Genomic DNA, 16,133 nt, shown 5'->3' on the forward strand with positions numbered 1-16,133 from the left:
GGCGAGGCATGGATCTCGACGACAGGACCCGCGTCGCGGACGTGATGTCGACCCCGCTGGAGACGATCGGCGCGTCCGCGCCGATCCGGGAAGCGGCGAAGCGGATGCGTGACGACGGCATCAGCGCGCTCGTCGTGACGACCGGCGGCGGGTGTATCGTCACACAGAGCGACGTCGTCGGGGCGGTCGCCGACGGGCGCGACCCCGAGGCGACGGCGGTCCGCGACGTGATGACCGAGGACGTGGAAACGGTGACGCCCGACCTCATGATGCAGGAGGTCGCCGCGATGATGACGATGTACGGCGTGAAACACCTCCCGGTCGTCGACGACGACTACGTCGGCATGGTCTCGTCGACAGACATCGCTGAACACCTCTCCTGAAAAGCGGCTCGACCGTCGACTCCGCCCGATTTCGCGCCGAAAGCGATCAGAGCAGTAACAGCGGCAACCCGGCGATCACGCCCACAGCGATCAACAAAAGGTTCCACAGGAACACGGGCCGCACCAGATCGCGCGCGATACTCGCCGCGAAGGCGGTCTTGATCAGGATGCTGGCGGCCGTGCCAGCGACCACGCCCGCGACCGCGGTGTCGACCCCGATCTGTCCGGTCCCGAGCAGCGAGACGGCCGTGGTGGTCGAGGTCCCGGACGACACCAGCCCGGCGAGGAAGGAGGTGGCGACGAACCCGCCCGCGCCGAACGTCTCCTCGGCGACCGCCGAGACGAGCAGCACGACGAGGAAGAGCGCGCCGAAGGTGAGCGCGTTGCCGAGGCTGAACGGGGAGGTGAGTTCCGCTTCCATGTTCGTCCGCCAGTCGCTTCGCCACACCGCGACCCCGATCCCCGCCAGCGTGATCGCGCCGAGGGGCATCCCGACGACGAGCGCCGCCTCCGGGACGAAGACGGCGACCACAGCGGCGTTGCGGAAGGCCATGGCCGCGTTCGCGAGGAGGATCGACCCCACCGCGATCTCGCGCAGGTCCGCCCGCCCCTTCGCGCGCTTCGCCATCTCGGCGACGACCGCGGTCGAGTTGACGAGCCCGCCGAAGAAGCCCGTCACCGCGTAGCCGCGCCCCTGATACCGCTTGACGAGGACGTAGTTGACGAAGCCGATGGCGCTGACCGCGACCACGAGCGACCAGACGAGCCGCGGCTGGACCGCGTTCCACGGGTCGATCGTCTCCGCGGGGAGGAGCGGAAAGACGACGAACGCGAGGATGGTGAACTCCACCGCGCTGCGGACCTCCTGCCGGGAGAGCCCCCACGCGAACGCGTGGAGCTCCCGCTTCAACACGAGCAACAGCGACGACAGCACCGCCACCGTCACGGACTCGATGAAGAGCCCCTCGGCGACGAGGACGCCGACCCCGTACGCGACGAGCATCGACGCCGACGTCGTCAGCGAGAGGCCGTCGACGTCGGCCTCGACGAAGCTCCGGACCGCGAGCAGGACCGCGCTGGCGACCACCAGCACGCCGCCAACGACGAGCAGCCCCGGCTCGTCGAGCAGCGAGAACACGGCCGCCGCGAGGCTGACGAGCGCGAACGTCCGGATCCCCGCCGACTTCTGGGACCACTCCCGCTCTAACCCGAGGAACATGCCGAGCGCGGTCGCGAGCACCAGCTTGGCGACGTTCGTCTCCAGGTAGACGAACGGGTCGACTCCGCTCAGCACCGCCGACCACCCCGTCGCGGCCGGGCTCCGCGGCCGGAGCCCGGCGATCCGTCCCGCATCCTCGCAGTCATGGTCGTTCGTACCCGTCGCCCACGTCTATAGCTTGCTATATAGTGCTATATATTTACGGGAGTTCTCCGGGACGTGACCGCCCTCGATCGCCCGCCGGTGCCGTCGTCCGGCCTCCGAGCTACCGGTTCGTCGGCTCGCGCGGGAGGTCGAGCGACTCCGTCAGGTCGTGTTCCTCGCCGGTGATGAGGTAGAGGACGTCCTCCAAGATCACCGCGAGCTCGGGCAGCTCGCGCACCGCGAGGAAGGTGATCGCGATGAGCGCCACGACCGCCAACAGCTGGCTCATGATCCGGTCGGAGATGAGGAAGGAGACGCGGTACGGGTCGGTCGCGCCGAACATCGTCAACACGAGGTCCGGGTACCAGTGCATGTACTGGTTGCCGGCCACCACGGAGATGAACGTCGTCCGGAGGATGTTCAGGACGTAGATGAGCGGGAGCGACACCGCGAGCGCGCGGAGCTTCCGGGAGAGCGGCGCCTCGACGGCGGCCACGAGGCCGCCGAAGATGGCCATGCTCCCGAGCCCCGTACACGCCAGCACGATGTGGATGATGACCGTGTGGCCGTCGTCGAGCGTCCACGAGTACGCCGCGTCGTACCCCTCGTTGCTCGTCACCGCCTCGGGCGCGTACCCGAGCAGGTCGATGAGCGCCCCCGTCTGCGAAGCCACGATTTCGATGAGGATCCGACGGGGCTCCGGCACCGCGACCCCGGCGAACGTGAACGCCGGAATCGTCTCGAACGGGAGGTAGATGAACAGCATGATCGCGATGGCCCGGGTGAGGGTGAAAAGCGACGCCCGCCCGTCGTACAGGAGGTACCCCGCGTACACGCTGGCGGGGAAGCCGACCAAGGCGAGGATCGACTCCACGTAGCTCTGGTGTTCGAACGCGAAGTACGGTACCGTCGACAGCCAGAACAGCCCGAACAGCGCCCACGTCGCGGCCGCGAGCGTCCGCCCCGCGGACAGCCCGCGGCTGTCGAGCAGCCACGCCGTCGCGAAGAGGATCGCGACGATCCACGCGAACGTGAACGTGTCGGGGATCACGCTCAACACCGCCGGCGCACCGTGGCCGAACATATCCGTTTCGTCCGTCGTCGTCGAATAAAGCCCTTGTCGTTGCGTGCGGGACCGACGTCAGAGCGCCGGACCGGTCCGTCGCGGCTCCGCCGTCCGTCGCGCCGCTCGCTCAATATGAGGAGCTATCGCTCCTCACTGTCGAGCACACGGATCTGGTCGCCGCGGACCGTTACCGGAATCGGCACGGTCGCCTCGTACAGCTCGACGGTCACCTGATCTTTCCCCTCGTCGATCCGCTGGACGCGCGCCTTCTCCCCTTTGAACGGGCCGGCGATCAGCTCGACGATGTCGCCCTCGCCGATCCCCTCCACGTCCGGGGTCGGCGAGAGGAAGTGCTCGACCTCCGAGAACGGGCTCTCGGCGGGCCCGTCGCCGCCCTGAATGACGCCGCGGGCGTGCGGGATCTCGTCGAGGATCCGCCCGAACGCGGTCCCGTCGGTCGCCTCGACCATCACGTAGCTCGTGAGCTGGTCGGGAGCGATGACGGCCTGGATCTCCGGCGCCTCCTTCTCGGCGAGCATGTCGGCGACGGTGCGCTCTTGGCTCGCCGTCGTCTTGACCGAGTAGATCGGCATTACGCGCCGACCCCCGGGAGCAGGCTCATGATCGCGAAGATCAGGAACCCGATGAACCCGATGAGCAGGATCCCGGCGCCGGCGATCTTCGACACCTGGAGGAACTCGTCGGTGCTCGGCGTGCTCGCCAGCTTCAGCACCCGAATGTAGCTGTTGAGGTCGTACGGAACGTCCATGTTACCAGCGGATTCGAGACGAGACGGTTTTTACCTTTTGATGCGCCCCCGGAGCGGTAACGGCGTCGCCGCGTCGCGCGGCGACCGGTCCGCGCGCCCGGCGACCGTCACTCCACGTAGTCGATGTCCTCGACGTCGCTCGGCGCGCCGCCCTCCGGCGGCTCGCCGTTGTTCCCGTAGATCTGTGGCGACTCGACGCCGGTCACGACGATCATCGTGCGCATCTCCCCCTCCAGCTCGTCGTCGACGGAGGTCCCCCAGATGATCCGCGCGTCGGGGTCGATCCGGTCGTAGATCTCCTCGACGACGCCCTCGGCCTCCTCGATGGACATGTCGGTGCCGCCGGTGACGTTCACCAGCGCGGAGTTCGCGCCGGAGATGTCGACGTCGAGCAGCGGCGAGCGCAGCGCGGACTTCACGGAGTCCTGCGCCTTCGAGTCGGAGTCGGACTCGCCGAGGCCGATCATCGCGACGCCGCCCTTCTCCATCACGGTGCGGACGTCGGCGAAGTCGAGGTTGACGAGCCCGGGCATCGTGATCAGCTCGGTGATCCCCTTCACCGAGCGCATCAGCACCTCGTCGGACACCTTGAACGCCTGCCGGACCGGGAGCTTCCCGACCGCGTCGAGCAGGCGGTCGTTGGGGACGACGATGACCGTGTCGCTCACGTCGCGGAGCCGCTCTAAGCCGGCCTCGGCGTTCGTCCGGCGGACCTCGCCCTCCGCGGTGAACGGCGTCGTGACGATGGCGATGGTCAGGGCCCCCGACTCGCGGGCGGCCTTCGCGACCACCGGCGCGGAGCCGGTCCCGGTGCCGCCGCCGAGCCCCGCGGTGACGAACACCATGTCGGAGCCGTCGATGGCGTCTTGAATCTCCTCTTGGGACTCGATGGCAGCCTCCTCGCCGACCTGCGGGAGGGAGCCGGCGCCGCGCCCCTGGGTCTTCTGCTGGCCCATGAGGATCTTCGTGTCGGCCTCGATGTTGACGAGGTGCTGGACGTCGGTGTTGGCCGCGACCAGCTTCGCGCCGTGGATCCCCTCCTCAGTCATGCGGTTGACCGTGTTGCCGCCGGCGCCCCCGCAGCCGACGACCGTGATGTTCGTCTGGAGGTCTTGGAGGACGTCCTGTAGCTCGTCGTCGGTCATCGTCCCGGTCTGTGGCGGCGCGCCGGCGCTCCCTCCGGCGGCGCTCTCGCCGGCTCCCCCGGCGTCGTCTGCGGGGGCCTCTTCGGCTTCGTCGATGGCGTCCTCAACGATGGAGTCCATTATGTGGTGAGGTTGCGACCCGGACGTATTTATTTTTGCCCGTTCGTCTGACTCGCGTCAGACACCGAAATCCCCGGCGTTCGCGGCCGACCCGAGCGCGTACGGCTCCCGCGGGCGAGCGGACGCTGCCGCGGGTGTTTATAAATTATTTCAGGCCGGAGGCGTCGATCGGGAACCGATCCGTGCGCGTCCGCGACACGTCCTCCGGCTCGACGGTCTCGCCGTCGACCGCGACGGCCTCCCCGTCGGCCAGCCGCCCGAACGCCGGACCCTCCGGGACGCCCCGTTCGGCCGCCAGCGCCGGGTCGAACGCCGTCTCGCTGGCGACGACCGCACCCTCATCGGGCGCCACCTCGACCGCGTCGTAGCCCGTTTCCAGCACCCCGGCAAGCCCCTCGACGAGCTCCGCGTAGCCCGGGGTCTCCGGTGCCGTCGCGAACGCGGCGCTCCCGACCGCGCGGGTACCGCCCTGCTCCGTGTCGAACGCGACGGCGACGCGCTCGACCGCCTCCCGCGCCGCGTCGGCGTCCAGCCCCTGCGCTCGCGCGAGCAGGTCCGTTGGGAGCTCGCGGACGCGGACCGCGTCGCCGACCGCCTCGGCGTCGCCGCGCTGCTCGCCGGCCAGTCTCGGTTCGACCGCGCCGAACCGCAGCCCCTCGTCGACGGGACCGATCTCTGCCTCCAGGTGCTCGACGAGCGGGAGCGGGGCGTCGCCGACCTCGCGGACCCACGTCTCGCTCACCACCCGGTGGCCGAGATCCTCGACGACCGCGGCGAGCTCGGGACGGTCACCGTCGATCACGGCGTGTTCGGCCCGGCTCCGATCGAAGGCGGTCTCGATCACGTCGCGGTTTGCCTCCGGCGCGCCGAGGTCGGCGAGCGCCCAGTCGGCGCCGACGTGACCCACCGCCCACTCCGTCTCCCGGACGATCCGGGTGAACCGCGGGGCGTAGTGGCCGCCGCCGAAGCCGACGACGTGGCGGGGACGACTCCCGGCGTCGGTGTCGCCGTCGCCGATCCCCTCGGCATCGCAGTCGAATAGGTCCGCGCCCGTCCCTCGCAGATCGAGGACCGCCCGCGCGACCGCCCGGGCCGCTTCCGGGTCCTCCCACTGCGGCTCGTCCGATCCCAGCTCGACGAACAGCGACGGGACGGCGACGTCCGTCGGGCCGTGGTGCGTGCACTCGATGCCGACCTCGTACCCGTCGGGCGCGTGCCGCGCGAGCGCCTCGACGACCCGCTTTTCGGAGCCGGGCGCGGCCAGCGCCAGCGACTCGGGCTCGCCGCCGTACTCGGCGCCGCCGAAGTTCCCGGTGACGTGCGCGGTGAGGAGTTCCCCGGTCTCGCCCGAGTGTCTGGAGACGAACGCGAGGAACTCGGGGTCGCAGTCGAAGGCGGCCGCCGGGTCCGAGAGGCGGATGTGGAGCTCGTCGAACTCGCGGAGCTCGAACCCGCCTGTCCGGTAGTAGGTCCCGCCCCCGTCGGCGTCGGGGCGCGAGCCGTCCTCGCGGGTCTCCCAGTCGCCGACTTCCAAGAGCCGCTCGCCGATGTGCGCCGAGGCGCCGTCGGCCCGGCTGACGACGATCGCTATCACGGCACCGGCTCCGCCGCCCGCGACCGAATACCCGTCGGTTCCGGTCGCCGGACCGACCTCACCGCGGTCGCGCCGAGCGGCGTCCGTCTCCCGCGCTACGGCAGCAGCAGGTAGACGAAGACCCCGTAGCCGACCGTGAGTACCGCGCCGTCGACGCGGGTGATCCGCTCGCGGTACGCCATCACCCCGACGATGGCAGCCGTGAACGCGAGCAGCGCGGGAAACTCGAAGCTGCGGACGCCCGGCGCGACGCCGATGGGGGTCACCACGGCGACGATGCCGATGACCGCGAGGATGTTGTAGATGTTCGAGCCGACGACGTTGCCGACGCTGAACTCCGCCTCGCCGCGCACCGCGGCCACGACGCTCGCGGCCAGTTCGGGCAGCGACGTGCCGAGCGCCAGCACCGTGAGCCCGATGAAGATGTCGGAGAAGCCGGCGGCCGCCAGAAGCGACTCGCTGCCGTCGATCAGCCACCGCGAGCCGAGGACGAGCGCGACGATGCCGCCGACGACCGCCGCGGCGTCGCGGGCCTTGGCGTCCGGCATCTCGTCCCGTTCGCTGTCGGTGATCGCGGACTGGTTCTCCTGGACGCGCCGCAGGACCGCGGCGGTGAACGCGACGAGCGCCGCGAGCAACACGACGCCGTCGACGAGCCCGACCCGGCCGTCCCAGCCGAGGCCGACGAGCAGCAGCGCGGCCAGCACCATGAACGGGACGTCCCGGCGGAACACGGTGTCGGAGACGTCGAGCGGGCGGATCAGCGCGGAGACGCCCAACACGAGCCCGATGTTCGCGATGTTCGAGCCGACGATCGCGCCGAGCCCGATGTCGGTCGACACCGTGACGGCGCCGAGCAGGGAGACGAACAGCTCCGGGGCGGTCGTCGCGAACGCCACGACGGTGACGCCGACGGTCGACGCCTTCAGCCCGACGGCGAGCGCGAGGTCCCTCGCGCCCGCGACGAGCAGTTCGGCGCCGGCGTAGAGGAGGGCGACGCCGCCGGCGATCAACAGCAGTTCGACGAGTGGCGACCCGGGCAGCACGGCTCTCGGTTCGCAACGGCGTTTCAAAAGGCTCGTGATCCCCGGTCGGGGGACGGCCGCGGCTGATCGCTTCGCGGTCGGGCACCCGTCTCCGTCTTCGGCGTCGATTCAGGCGTGTGCCGACCGGAACTCGCCGTGTTTCACGCCGATCGCGAACGCGAGCGCGCCGAAGACGAGCATCGACGGGACGACCATCATCAGCGTCGTCTGGAGGGGCATCATCCCCGCGCCGATGAGGCCGCCGGCGCCGATCGCGACGATCAGTACGAGGATCGCTGCCGCGCGTGGAAGGTCAAATTCCATAGCCACGGTACGTCGCGAGCGATGCTAAACGTTCGGTCTCCGGTGTCGGCGTCCGGTACGGGTAACGGGGCGCGATCGGCTCGGCGGCCGCGATCGACCGACGCCGCCTACGCCTCGATGATCTCGTCGTCCTCGTCGTCGGGGATCCGGATCTCGCCGTCGAGCGCGACCATCGCCCGCCCGCCGACGCGGACCCCCTCCGCCTCGACGCGCACGCGGACGTGACCCGGTCTGTCGACGAAGTGGCCCTGCTCGAACCGGAGCTCGTCGGGCTCGTCGCCGTCGAAGGCGTCGACGCGGCGGAGGTACCCCCCGACGGCCCCGCTCGCGGTGCCCGTGACCGGGTCCTCCGAGACGCCGAGCGACGGGACGAACGCCCGGCCGTGGAGCGTCGAGTCCGCGTCGAGCGCGTCGAAAGTGAACGCGTACACGCCCGCGGCGTCGAACTCCTCGGCGAGCGCTTCGACCGCCGCGTCGTCCGGGTCCGCCTCGCCGAGCCGTTCGAGGAAGTTCACGGGGACGACGAGGAACGGCAGGCCGGTCGACGCGACCGCGACGGGGAGGTCCGCGCCCACGTCGCGCAGCGCGGCGGGGTCGACGCCGAGCGCGTCCGCGACCCGGCCGAGGTCGACGTCGACGACCTCCACGCTCGGCGCCTGCTGGCGCATCCAGACGGTCCCGTCGTCGTCGTCGACCGCGACCGTGATGTCCCCGACGTTCGTGCGGACGGTCCGCTCGCCGCCGTCGATCGCCCCCTCGGCGAACAGGGCGCCGTAGGTCGCGATCGTGGCGTGCCCGCAGAGGTCCACCTCCGTCGTCGGCGAGAAGTAGCGGAGCCGGTCGTCGGCCGCGCCGTCGCCGGCCGAGTTATCGCCGTCACCGGCCGCCCCGTCGCCGTCGGTCAGAAACGCCGTCTCCGAGGCGCCGAGTTCGGCGGCGACCGCGGCCATCTGGTCGTCGCTCAGCCCCTCGGCGTCCGGGACGACGCCCGCGGCGTTCCCGGTCAGCGGCTCCGCGGCGAACGCGTCGACGAGCAGCACGCGTCGGGTCTCCATGTCGGCCCCTCTGAGGGTCACAGATAAAAAGCCTCCCGAGCGAGGCGGCGACCCGGTCGTCACGCGCCTCCGATCGATTACCGGCGGGGCGTTGACCGCCCGCCGCTCGGGGCCGTCGGCCTCGTGTTCGGCGGAGCGACCGATGTCAATCCTTTTGCCCTCGACCGCGGATGGGTGTGTATGGGCCTCTTCGACCGGCTGCGTGGGAGCGAGACGCCGCGGGTGGCGTTCATCGGGATCGACGGCCTCTCGTACCGGCTCGTCGCCGACAACCCGGAGACGTTCCCGACGCTGTCGGCGATCGCGGACGACGGCGAGGGCGGACGGATCGACAGCATCGTCCCGGCGGAGTCGAGCGCCTGCTGGCCGAGCCTCACGACCGGAAAGAACCCCGGCGAGACGGGCGTGTACGGGTTCCAGGACCGCGAGGTCGGCTCCTACGACACGTACGTGCCGATGGGCCGAGACGTCCAGTCCCCCCGGGTGTGGGACCGCGCGACCGACGCGGGGTTCGACGCGACCGTGATGAACGTCCCGGTCACGTTCCCGCCGCAGCGGACCGTCCAGCGGATGGTCTCCGGCTACCTCTCGCCCGACCTCGACGCGGCCGCGCATCCCGAGGAACTCCGGGAGAACCTCACCGAGAGCGACTACCGGCTGTCGGTCAACGCGAAGCTCGGCCACAAGGCGGACAAGACCGCGTTCCTGGAACACGCTCGCGAGACGCTCGACGCCCGGGCCGCGGCCTTCGAGCGCTACGTCGAGCGCGACGACTGGGACCTCTTCGTCGGCGTCTTCACCGCTCCCGACCGCGTCAACCACTTCCTGTGGGGCGACTACGAGGACGGCGGGACGTACCGCGAGGAGCTGCTCTCCTTCCACGCCGCGCTCGACGACCACATCGGGACGGTCCGCGAGGCGCTCCCCGACGACGTCACGCTCGTCGTCGGCTCGACGCACGGGTTCCGGCGGCTGCGCCACGACGTCTACTGTAACGAGTGGCTCGAACGCGAGGGGTGGCTCTCCTACGAGGGCGACGATCACGACGCGCTCGCCGACATCGACGACGACGCCCGCGCGTACTCGCTCGTTCCCGGTCGCTTCTACCTCAACGTGGAGGGCCGCGAGCCGAACGGCGCGGTCCCCGAGTCCGAGTACGAGGAGACGCGCGCGGAGCTGCGCGATGCGCTGGAGTCGTGGACCGGCCCCGACGGGAACCCGGTCGCCGACCGCGTCGTCGACCGCGAGACGGTGTTCCGCGGCGACCACGCGGCTATCGCGCCCGACCTCGTCGTCCTCCCGAACGACGGGTTCGACCTCAAGTCCGGGTTCCGCCCCCACGACGGCGTGTTCGACCCCAACGGACCTCGGACCGGGATGCACGCCTTCGACGACGCCGCGCTGTTCGTCGACCACCCGGACGCGACGGTCGAGGACGCGGACCTCCTCGACGTCGCTCCGACCCTCCTCCGGCTGCTCGACGTCGACTACGGCCGCACGGACTTCGACGGCGCCTCCTTGGTCTGAGCCGCCTCCGTCACCCTGCTTGAGCGACCGAATTGAAGTGAGTCCGCCCCCACCGGCCGGTATGGAGCGCACCCCCGACGGGACCCCCGTCGGCGTCGACGACCCGTACGCGGTCGCCGGCGTCTGCGACCACCTCACCGACGACGGCCGGTGCCGCTTCGCGCTCACGCGGGCGGGAGACGACCCCGAGTTCACGGCGGCTCGGCGCACGGACGGGTACGACTGCCACGTCGGCGCCGACGGCGAGTGGCTCAGGTGCCCGCACTACCGGTCGACGACGGACGCGAAGACCTGCGCCCGGTGCGGATTAGACGACGTGCGGCTGGCCCACGACGACTCGCGGCCGCTCGTGGAGGAACATCACCTCTCGTACGGCGGTGACGGAGACGACGGACACGAGATAACGGTCGGCCTCTGTCGCTGGTGTCACGCGAAGGTCCACGAGTCGATCGCTCGGATCGACGACGACGCGAGCCCGGGCCCCGAGGCGATCGCGGAACGCGAGGGACGGCGAGAGACCGAACGCTCGGCTTCGTCGTTCGAAACGGCCAGCGAGAAGTACGACCCCGAGGAGTAGGTCGATCGAGTCAGGCGTCCGATTTCGGCCGGACCAGGTTCGCCAGCGCGACGAGCAGGCCGAGGAACCACCCGAGCGGCACGGAGATGCCGATCCACATCAGCACGTAGCCGAGTCCGGGGAGCCCCCACTGCTCGCCGAACGTCTCCAGGTCGAACGCGCCCCGGAGAATATCGTTGATCCCGCCGACCGCGAGGAAGGTGTCGAGGATCCACTCGGCGAGGTCGTAGCTCGGCGGGAGGATCAGCCCCTCCAACGTCGGCGTGACGAGCGCGGCGACGACCGGCGGGAGGAACAGCGCCGTCATCGCGAACGGGTACGCGAGCAGGACGCTGACGAACCGCCCGCCGATCTTCGAGAAGCCGGCGGCGAGGGCGGACGAGACCACCGCCACCGCGCTCGCGGCGCCGACAGCGATCACCGCGTCGAACGGGAGCTGAAGGTGCGTGATCACCGTCAGCGTCCCCCAGACGACGGCGGCGACGAGCACGGCGCCGGCGACGCCGATGCGGGTGACCGCGGAGTCGAGCTTCGCTGCGTAAAAGCGCGTGGCGAACCCGACGAGCAGGAGGGGGTACGCGACCGCGACGAGCGGCGCGCCCAGCACCGCCCAGAGGTAGTAGCCGACCGACTGGACGGCCGTCTCGGGCTTCCACTTCCCCAAGACGGCGCTCGGGTCGAGCTGCCGCGGGAAGACCACCTCCATCCACGTCTCGTGGAGGCGAACCACGTCTAAGAAGAGCGCTTCCACCAGCCCGGTTTGTCCTCGTCGTTCCATTTGCCTCACGTCGCGCGCGGCCCGACGTGAACTTTGTGCCTTCGGCTGCGGGGTTCTCGCGACCGATAGCCGCGCCGATAGGCTTAAAGAACTGTGTAGACCTACCGGAACACATGAAACGACGTGGACTGCTCGCGGCACTCGCGGCGTCGACCTCGGTCGCTATCGCCGGATGCGCCGGCGAGGACGGGAGCTACGAGTTCGACGCGGAACCGGCGCGCGTTCCCGAGTCCGCGTACGCGGAGGGCTACTCCGGGGAGGATCCGGAGTCGTACACAATCGACCGCGAGTTCAACGTCACTGGCGTGAACGCGAAGGTCACGGCGACGACGTGGGTCGCCCGGTACACCAACTCGACGACCCAGTCGGCGCTGTTCGTGGCGAGTACGCCGAACGCCTCCGTCGCCGGACAGTCGGTCAATCCGCTGGTCAGGGTACAGGGTGCGGACCTCATCCGACGGCTCCTCAACCAGATCAATCAGCAGGACGTCGGCGGCGGCAACGCCGACATCCAAACGGACGACATCGAGGAGCGCGGCGAGGAGACCCGGACGATCCTCGGCGAAGAGGCCACCATCCCGGTCTTCGAGACGACGATCAGCGCCGACGTCGAGGGGACGGACAGCTCGAGCGGATCCGTCGAAGACGTCCCCGTTCTCCTGTACATCGCTACCGTCCAACACACCGCGGACGGCGCGGACAGCGAAGACGCGATCGCGATGGTCGGCGTCCACCCGGAACAGGCGTCCCAGCGCGAGCAGTTGCTCTCGATGATGGAAGCGGTCGAACACTGACCCGCCCCGGCGACTCCCCTCCCCGCTCTTCTCTCCCGTCAGGTTTCGGTCGTCCCGCACGAATCTCCGACCACGACCCGGTTACGAGGTGACGCAGTCATGCGATTATTTCTCCGAACGGAAGCTTTCGCGTCCGTAAGTCACTTATAAGCGATCGACCCGAGTGACAGATCCCGCGGTGTGACAAGAGCCGCTTCACGGGTCCCGGTCGGCTACTGACGCCGCGCCGCCCCGAGAGCGACCGCTCTGGCATCCGTGGCTCGTTCGCTATGATCCGGATGCGATCGCTTCAATGGCTGTGGGTCGGCGTCGTGGTCTGTGTCGTGGTGGGTGCTGTGGTTTTATCATTGGGAGTGACTACGGCCGGAGCTCAAACTTATGATTATAAACCTGTTTTAAATAAGACCGGCGACCCAGACACTATTCGAATAGATCAGTCTGAACAAAATATTAGCAATATAGAGATACTACTCCCAAATCAGAAAGATACTACGAACAAGATCAGATTATCTGTGAATTTAGCTAGTATTGAGTCAAGGGGAGCCAATACATCCTCGGCCTCAATGTCTATTAAGAATATTCAAAATGGATCTGTAATTAACACCACACAGGTGAAATCTGAGAATAAGACGCTTCTAACAGCAACTATCCGTCCAAATAGATCGAGTCGCTCAATCCAGATTGGCTCTGCTCAAATATCTGGAATGGATACAAGCAATGTTCAAAAATCAACCAATTTACAATATAATATTACTGTCACAAACAACTCTGATTTCTCTTCTATAGAATCTATGGCAGGAACAAGTACAGATTCGTTCAAGATAATCGATGGTACAATTGAAATTCATAATCAGGCTACCGGCTCACCTCAATTACATCAAGATAGTCGCACAACTATCGGCATAACAATCGATGATATCAGCGGCAACACAAACTCGACTCTTTTCATTACACGTGGTGATGATAATGAGATAATCGGTATTCGACGACTTCCGAAAAGTGTCCTCAAGACAAAGGAAACAGTTTCCGTTGGTACATCCTATCCGGGGGGAGATGTTAGGGGATATCTGATTGCGAACTCTACTTCTGGGATTTCTGACCGCGGTATTGGGGACTCCCTTCCTACTAACATAACTAATTCAGCGTTGTCAGCCGACGAGGGACGGATAGTAAATGCTGGTATTGATTTTTCTAATCTTTCTTATGATAACCCAAAAACAGATAGTATCACAGTCTCCAGTGCTAAAGTTTCTGACGCAATTGAGGATGAAACCCCATTTTTGGTTTCATTATATCCAGTCAACTCAACTGGACACATCCGACATAACGAGGCTGTTGCTAGTTCAAGAGTACTAACTGGATGGAATGAAGACGTTAAACTTTATTTTAATACTACAAGTGACGGAAGTGGTATTTTCCGAAGTAATCGCTATGCGGCGGCCATTCAGTTGGCATGTGGACATAGCGCTGGGGATTGGATTTCCCCAAAAGATTCTGAATTACTGCGGAACTCTGACCTGAATAATCACTTTGTTTCTGATGGTGTCGCAGATGCTGGCGTGATCTCAATAGATTCTATCCGCAAAGACGGGTCTAACTCAGAGGCTGTTCAAATCAAGCCCAATCACTCACTGGAAACACCTGTATACTCTGGTCAAATGATCTATTTTAACTCTTCGTTAAATGCGGAAGAAGTTGAATTACACAGACTAAACGAGGACAACACAACTCGCGTAGTGTCTGTGGGAACTCGATTAAACAATTCAGATCAAGTCGGCTATAATACGTCACTGCTCTCCTCCGGTACATATCATATTCACTCAAGAAAAGAAAACTCAGAGAAATTTCATATTATTGGAAAGCACAAAAAAGAGATCTCTCTAAGCGATATTTCAAATCAAGCTATGTATGGAAATCATATCAGAATCTCTCTGTCTCATCGTGTGCCAAGTTTGGAACTGATATTATCTAATACGAGTAGTAGCACCACTACAACACTCGAACTGACAACCACCGAGACGAGTCCGACACCAGTCACGCTCAACACGTACGCGTCGCCCGAATCCCCGTCGAAGTTCGTCACGACCGGGTCCGGCATCGACGTCGAATCGGTCACGGGCGATACCGCTCCGCTCTCGCCCGGGACGTACAACATCACGCTGCGGTCGGAGCACGGCACCGAAGTCGCCAACGACACCGCGACGGTCTCCGTGGAACCCCGCTCGACGAGCGACCTGACCGCGTACACCACGCGGTCGGTCGCACCCGGGGAGTTCGAAAACGTGACCGCGGTCCGGGAGGCGATTGCCGACGGAACGCTCACGCCGGCCACGGCCGCGACCGCGAACGACACCGTCGTGTACGCCGTGAACGCGAGCGGGCTGACGGGCCTCCCGGCGGCCGCGAACGCGTCGCTGGAGCGAGGTGCGGACCTCGACCGCCTTGACGGACTCTCGTTCGGCGTGGCGCCGACGGGGACGGACGACGGCAACGAGTCCACCGACGACGACGCGCTCGGTCGGACGCCGAACGGGTCCGCGGTCCACCTCGACCGGGAGGGCCTGTACCTCGTCGCCGACGGAAAACGCGCATTCGGCACCGAGACGGTCCCCGATCCCGGCGCGACGTTCCAGGCCGGGTTCCGAGTCGACGACGACCGACTGCGTCGGACCGCGGCGGACGACCGGCACCGCGCGACGACCGAGTTGACCTACGCCGCCGCCGCTCCAACCGACGGAGGTGCGGACACCGAGAGCGGCGACAACTCGACCGAAGCGACTGCCGACTCGGAGGCGTCGAGATCGACCGGCTCGGCGGGCGGTTCGGCCAGCAGCGGTTCGGCCGGCGGCGGCTCGGCCAGCGGTGGTTCGGGCGCGGGCGGCAGCGGTTCGGCCGGCGGCGGTTCGGCCAGCGACGGCTCGGCCAGCGTCGGCTCGGCCGGCGGCGGTTCGGCCAGCGGCAGTTCGGGCGCGGGCGGCAGCGGTTCGGCCGGCGGCGGCTCGGCCGGCGGCCCGAGCGGATCCGGAGGACCAGTCGGCCCGGCCGACTCGACCGGCGCCGGTAACGTCACGGACGCGGACGGTCCGGGTCCGACCGGAGGGTCGCCCGGTTCGGACGCGAACCGCCCGGCGCCGCGCCCCGGGGTGGGCATCTCGATCGCTCCCGGAGAGTCGGAGATTCCGCCGTCCGCGGGGCCGCCGGAGCTCCTCGGACCCAGCGGACGTGAGCGCGGCGCGGGCGACCCCTCGGCGGCCGGGTCTCGCTCCGAGAACGGTCGGTCGAACGACCCGGGTGGCGGCGAACGCGACGGCGCGACGTCGACGGAATCCACCGACTCGATCGAGCCGTCCGACTCGCCTGCGGCGGGCGACTCGTCCCCGGACGAGGCCGACGCGAGCGACCTCGGGTACGACGAGGCGCCGATCCGATCGACCGCGTACGACCTCCCCGGTTTCGACGCCGCCGCGTCGCTCGCGGCGCTGGCGGGCGCGTCGCTTCTCGCTCGGCGTCGCGGACGCGGATCGTGATCGCGCCGGCGCTCGTGATCGCGACGGCGGTCGTGACCGCGGGGTCGCGGTCGGCAGGGGCCCCGTCGGACCGGCTCACCGCGGGC

The 16,133-nt window shown here is 67.3% G+C and carries 15 protein-coding genes; 5 read left to right on the forward strand and 10 right to left on the reverse strand.

The genetic code is table 11. The features are described 5' to 3' along the window. The first annotated feature begins 8 nt into the window (after positions 1–8). The gene (locus B378_RS0104810) at positions 9–383 is read left to right on the forward strand and encodes a CBS domain-containing protein (protein ID WP_017342685.1); all 375 of its coding nucleotides are present in this window, start codon (positions 9–11) and stop codon (positions 381–383) included. Positions 384–429: 46 nt separating this feature from the next. Here the strand turns inward: B378_RS0104810 and B378_RS0104815 are convergent, their stop codons facing one another. The 9 genes from B378_RS0104815 to B378_RS0104855 all read right to left on the reverse strand — a co-directional run bounded on the left by B378_RS0104815 (position 430) and on the right by B378_RS0104855 (position 8,844). Continuing rightward, a complete protein-coding gene (locus tag B378_RS0104815; protein ID WP_017342686.1) occupies positions 430–1,677 on the reverse strand; it encodes a DUF4010 domain-containing protein in 1,248 nt (415 codons plus the stop codon). 190 nt (positions 1,678–1,867) lie between these two features. Further along, positions 1,868–2,830 (reverse strand): archaeosortase A, encoded by a 963-nt coding sequence (gene artA / locus B378_RS0104820; RefSeq protein WP_017342687.1) that lies wholly within the window; start codon positions 2,828–2,830, stop codon positions 1,868–1,870. A gap of 122 nt (positions 2,831–2,952) precedes the next feature. After that, a complete protein-coding gene (locus B378_RS0104825; RefSeq protein ID WP_017342688.1) occupies positions 2,953–3,405 on the reverse strand; it encodes a transcription elongation factor Spt5 in 453 nt (150 codons plus the stop codon). Further along, positions 3,405–3,581: a protein translocase SEC61 complex subunit gamma gene (locus B378_RS0104830; RefSeq protein WP_017342689.1), complete on the reverse strand. Its 177-nt coding sequence runs from the start codon at positions 3,579–3,581 to the stop codon at positions 3,405–3,407. The genes B378_RS0104825 and B378_RS0104830 overlap by 1 nt, the downstream gene beginning before the upstream one ends. Before the next feature lie 107 nt (positions 3,582–3,688). Further along, positions 3,689–4,846, reverse strand: a complete 1,158-nt coding sequence (gene ftsZ / locus B378_RS0104835) for a cell division protein FtsZ (protein WP_017342690.1) — start codon at positions 4,844–4,846, stop codon at positions 3,689–3,691. A 145-nt stretch (positions 4,847–4,991) separates the two neighbouring features. After that, positions 4,992–6,440, reverse strand: coding sequence for a D-aminoacyl-tRNA deacylase (locus B378_RS0104840; protein ID WP_017342691.1), 1,449 nt, complete (start codon positions 6,438–6,440; stop codon positions 4,992–4,994). Between the two features lie 95 nt (positions 6,441–6,535). Beyond that, entirely contained in the window at positions 6,536–7,486 is a 951-nt protein-coding gene (locus tag B378_RS0104845) for a calcium/sodium antiporter (protein ID WP_017342692.1), read from the reverse strand. 108 nt (positions 7,487–7,594) lie between these two features. Continuing rightward, positions 7,595–7,789 (reverse strand): hypothetical protein, encoded by a 195-nt coding sequence (locus tag B378_RS0104850; RefSeq protein ID WP_017342693.1) that lies wholly within the window; start codon positions 7,787–7,789, stop codon positions 7,595–7,597. A gap of 107 nt (positions 7,790–7,896) precedes the next feature. Next, positions 7,897–8,844, reverse strand: a complete 948-nt coding sequence (locus tag B378_RS0104855; protein ID WP_017342694.1) for a PhzF family phenazine biosynthesis protein — start codon at positions 8,842–8,844, stop codon at positions 7,897–7,899. Between the two features lie 180 nt (positions 8,845–9,024). Between B378_RS0104855 and B378_RS0104860 the strand changes: the two genes are divergently transcribed. Both B378_RS0104860 and B378_RS0104865 read left to right on the forward strand, forming a co-directional pair. After that, a complete protein-coding gene (locus B378_RS0104860) occupies positions 9,025–10,371 on the forward strand; it encodes an alkaline phosphatase family protein (RefSeq protein WP_017342695.1) in 1,347 nt (448 codons plus the stop codon). A gap of 61 nt (positions 10,372–10,432) precedes the next feature. Next, on the forward strand, positions 10,433–10,948 hold the full coding sequence (locus tag B378_RS0104865) for a hypothetical protein (protein ID WP_017342696.1): 516 nt from the start codon (positions 10,433–10,435) through the stop codon (positions 10,946–10,948). Positions 10,949–10,958: 10 nt separating this feature from the next. Here the strand turns inward: B378_RS0104865 and B378_RS0104870 are convergent, their stop codons facing one another. After that, positions 10,959–11,699, reverse strand: coding sequence for a hypothetical protein (locus B378_RS0104870; protein WP_017342697.1), 741 nt, complete (start codon positions 11,697–11,699; stop codon positions 10,959–10,961). Positions 11,700–11,839: 140 nt separating this feature from the next. Between B378_RS0104870 and B378_RS0104875 the strand changes: the two genes are divergently transcribed. After that, complete coding sequence (locus B378_RS0104875; RefSeq protein ID WP_017342698.1) at positions 11,840–12,520, forward strand: DUF6517 family protein; 681 nt, start codon at positions 11,840–11,842, stop codon at positions 12,518–12,520. 2,003 nt (positions 12,521–14,523) lie between these two features. Further along, entirely contained in the window at positions 14,524–16,047 is a 1,524-nt protein-coding gene (locus B378_RS0104885) for a hypothetical protein (protein WP_026046183.1), read from the forward strand. Positions 16,048–16,133 lie beyond the last annotated feature (86 nt).

Source organism: Halorubrum sp. T3 (assembly GCF_000296615.1).
GTDB lineage: Archaea > Halobacteriota > Halobacteria > Halobacteriales > Haloferacaceae > Halorubrum > Halorubrum ruber.

Bases quoted from the DNA above. Each gene is read 5' to 3' on its own strand.
- B378_RS0104810 (WP_017342685.1), top strand. From the start codon at position 9: ATGGATCTCGACGACAGGACCCGCGTCGCGGACGTGATGTCGACCCCG.
- B378_RS0104860 (WP_017342695.1), top strand. From the start codon at position 9,025: ATGGGCCTCTTCGACCGGCTGCGTGGGAGCGAGACGCCGCGGGTGGCG.
- B378_RS0104875 (WP_017342698.1), top strand. From the start codon at position 11,840: ATGAAACGACGTGGACTGCTCGCGGCACTCGCGGCGTCGACCTCGGTC.
- B378_RS0104850 (WP_017342693.1), bottom strand. From the start codon at position 7,789: ATGGAATTTGACCTTCCACGCGCGGCAGCGATCCTCGTACTGATCGTC.
- artA (WP_017342687.1), bottom strand. From the start codon at position 2,830: ATGTTCGGCCACGGTGCGCCGGCGGTGTTGAGCGTGATCCCCGACACG.
- ftsZ (WP_017342690.1), bottom strand. From the start codon at position 4,846: ATGGACTCCATCGTTGAGGACGCCATCGACGAAGCCGAAGAGGCCCCC.
- B378_RS0104865 (WP_017342696.1), top strand. From the start codon at position 10,433: ATGGAGCGCACCCCCGACGGGACCCCCGTCGGCGTCGACGACCCGTAC.
- B378_RS0104855 (WP_017342694.1), bottom strand. From the start codon at position 8,844: ATGGAGACCCGACGCGTGCTGCTCGTCGACGCGTTCGCCGCGGAGCCG.
- B378_RS0104830 (WP_017342689.1), bottom strand. From the start codon at position 3,581: ATGGACGTTCCGTACGACCTCAACAGCTACATTCGGGTGCTGAAGCTG.
- B378_RS0104825 (WP_017342688.1), bottom strand. From the start codon at position 3,405: ATGCCGATCTACTCGGTCAAGACGACGGCGAGCCAAGAGCGCACCGTC.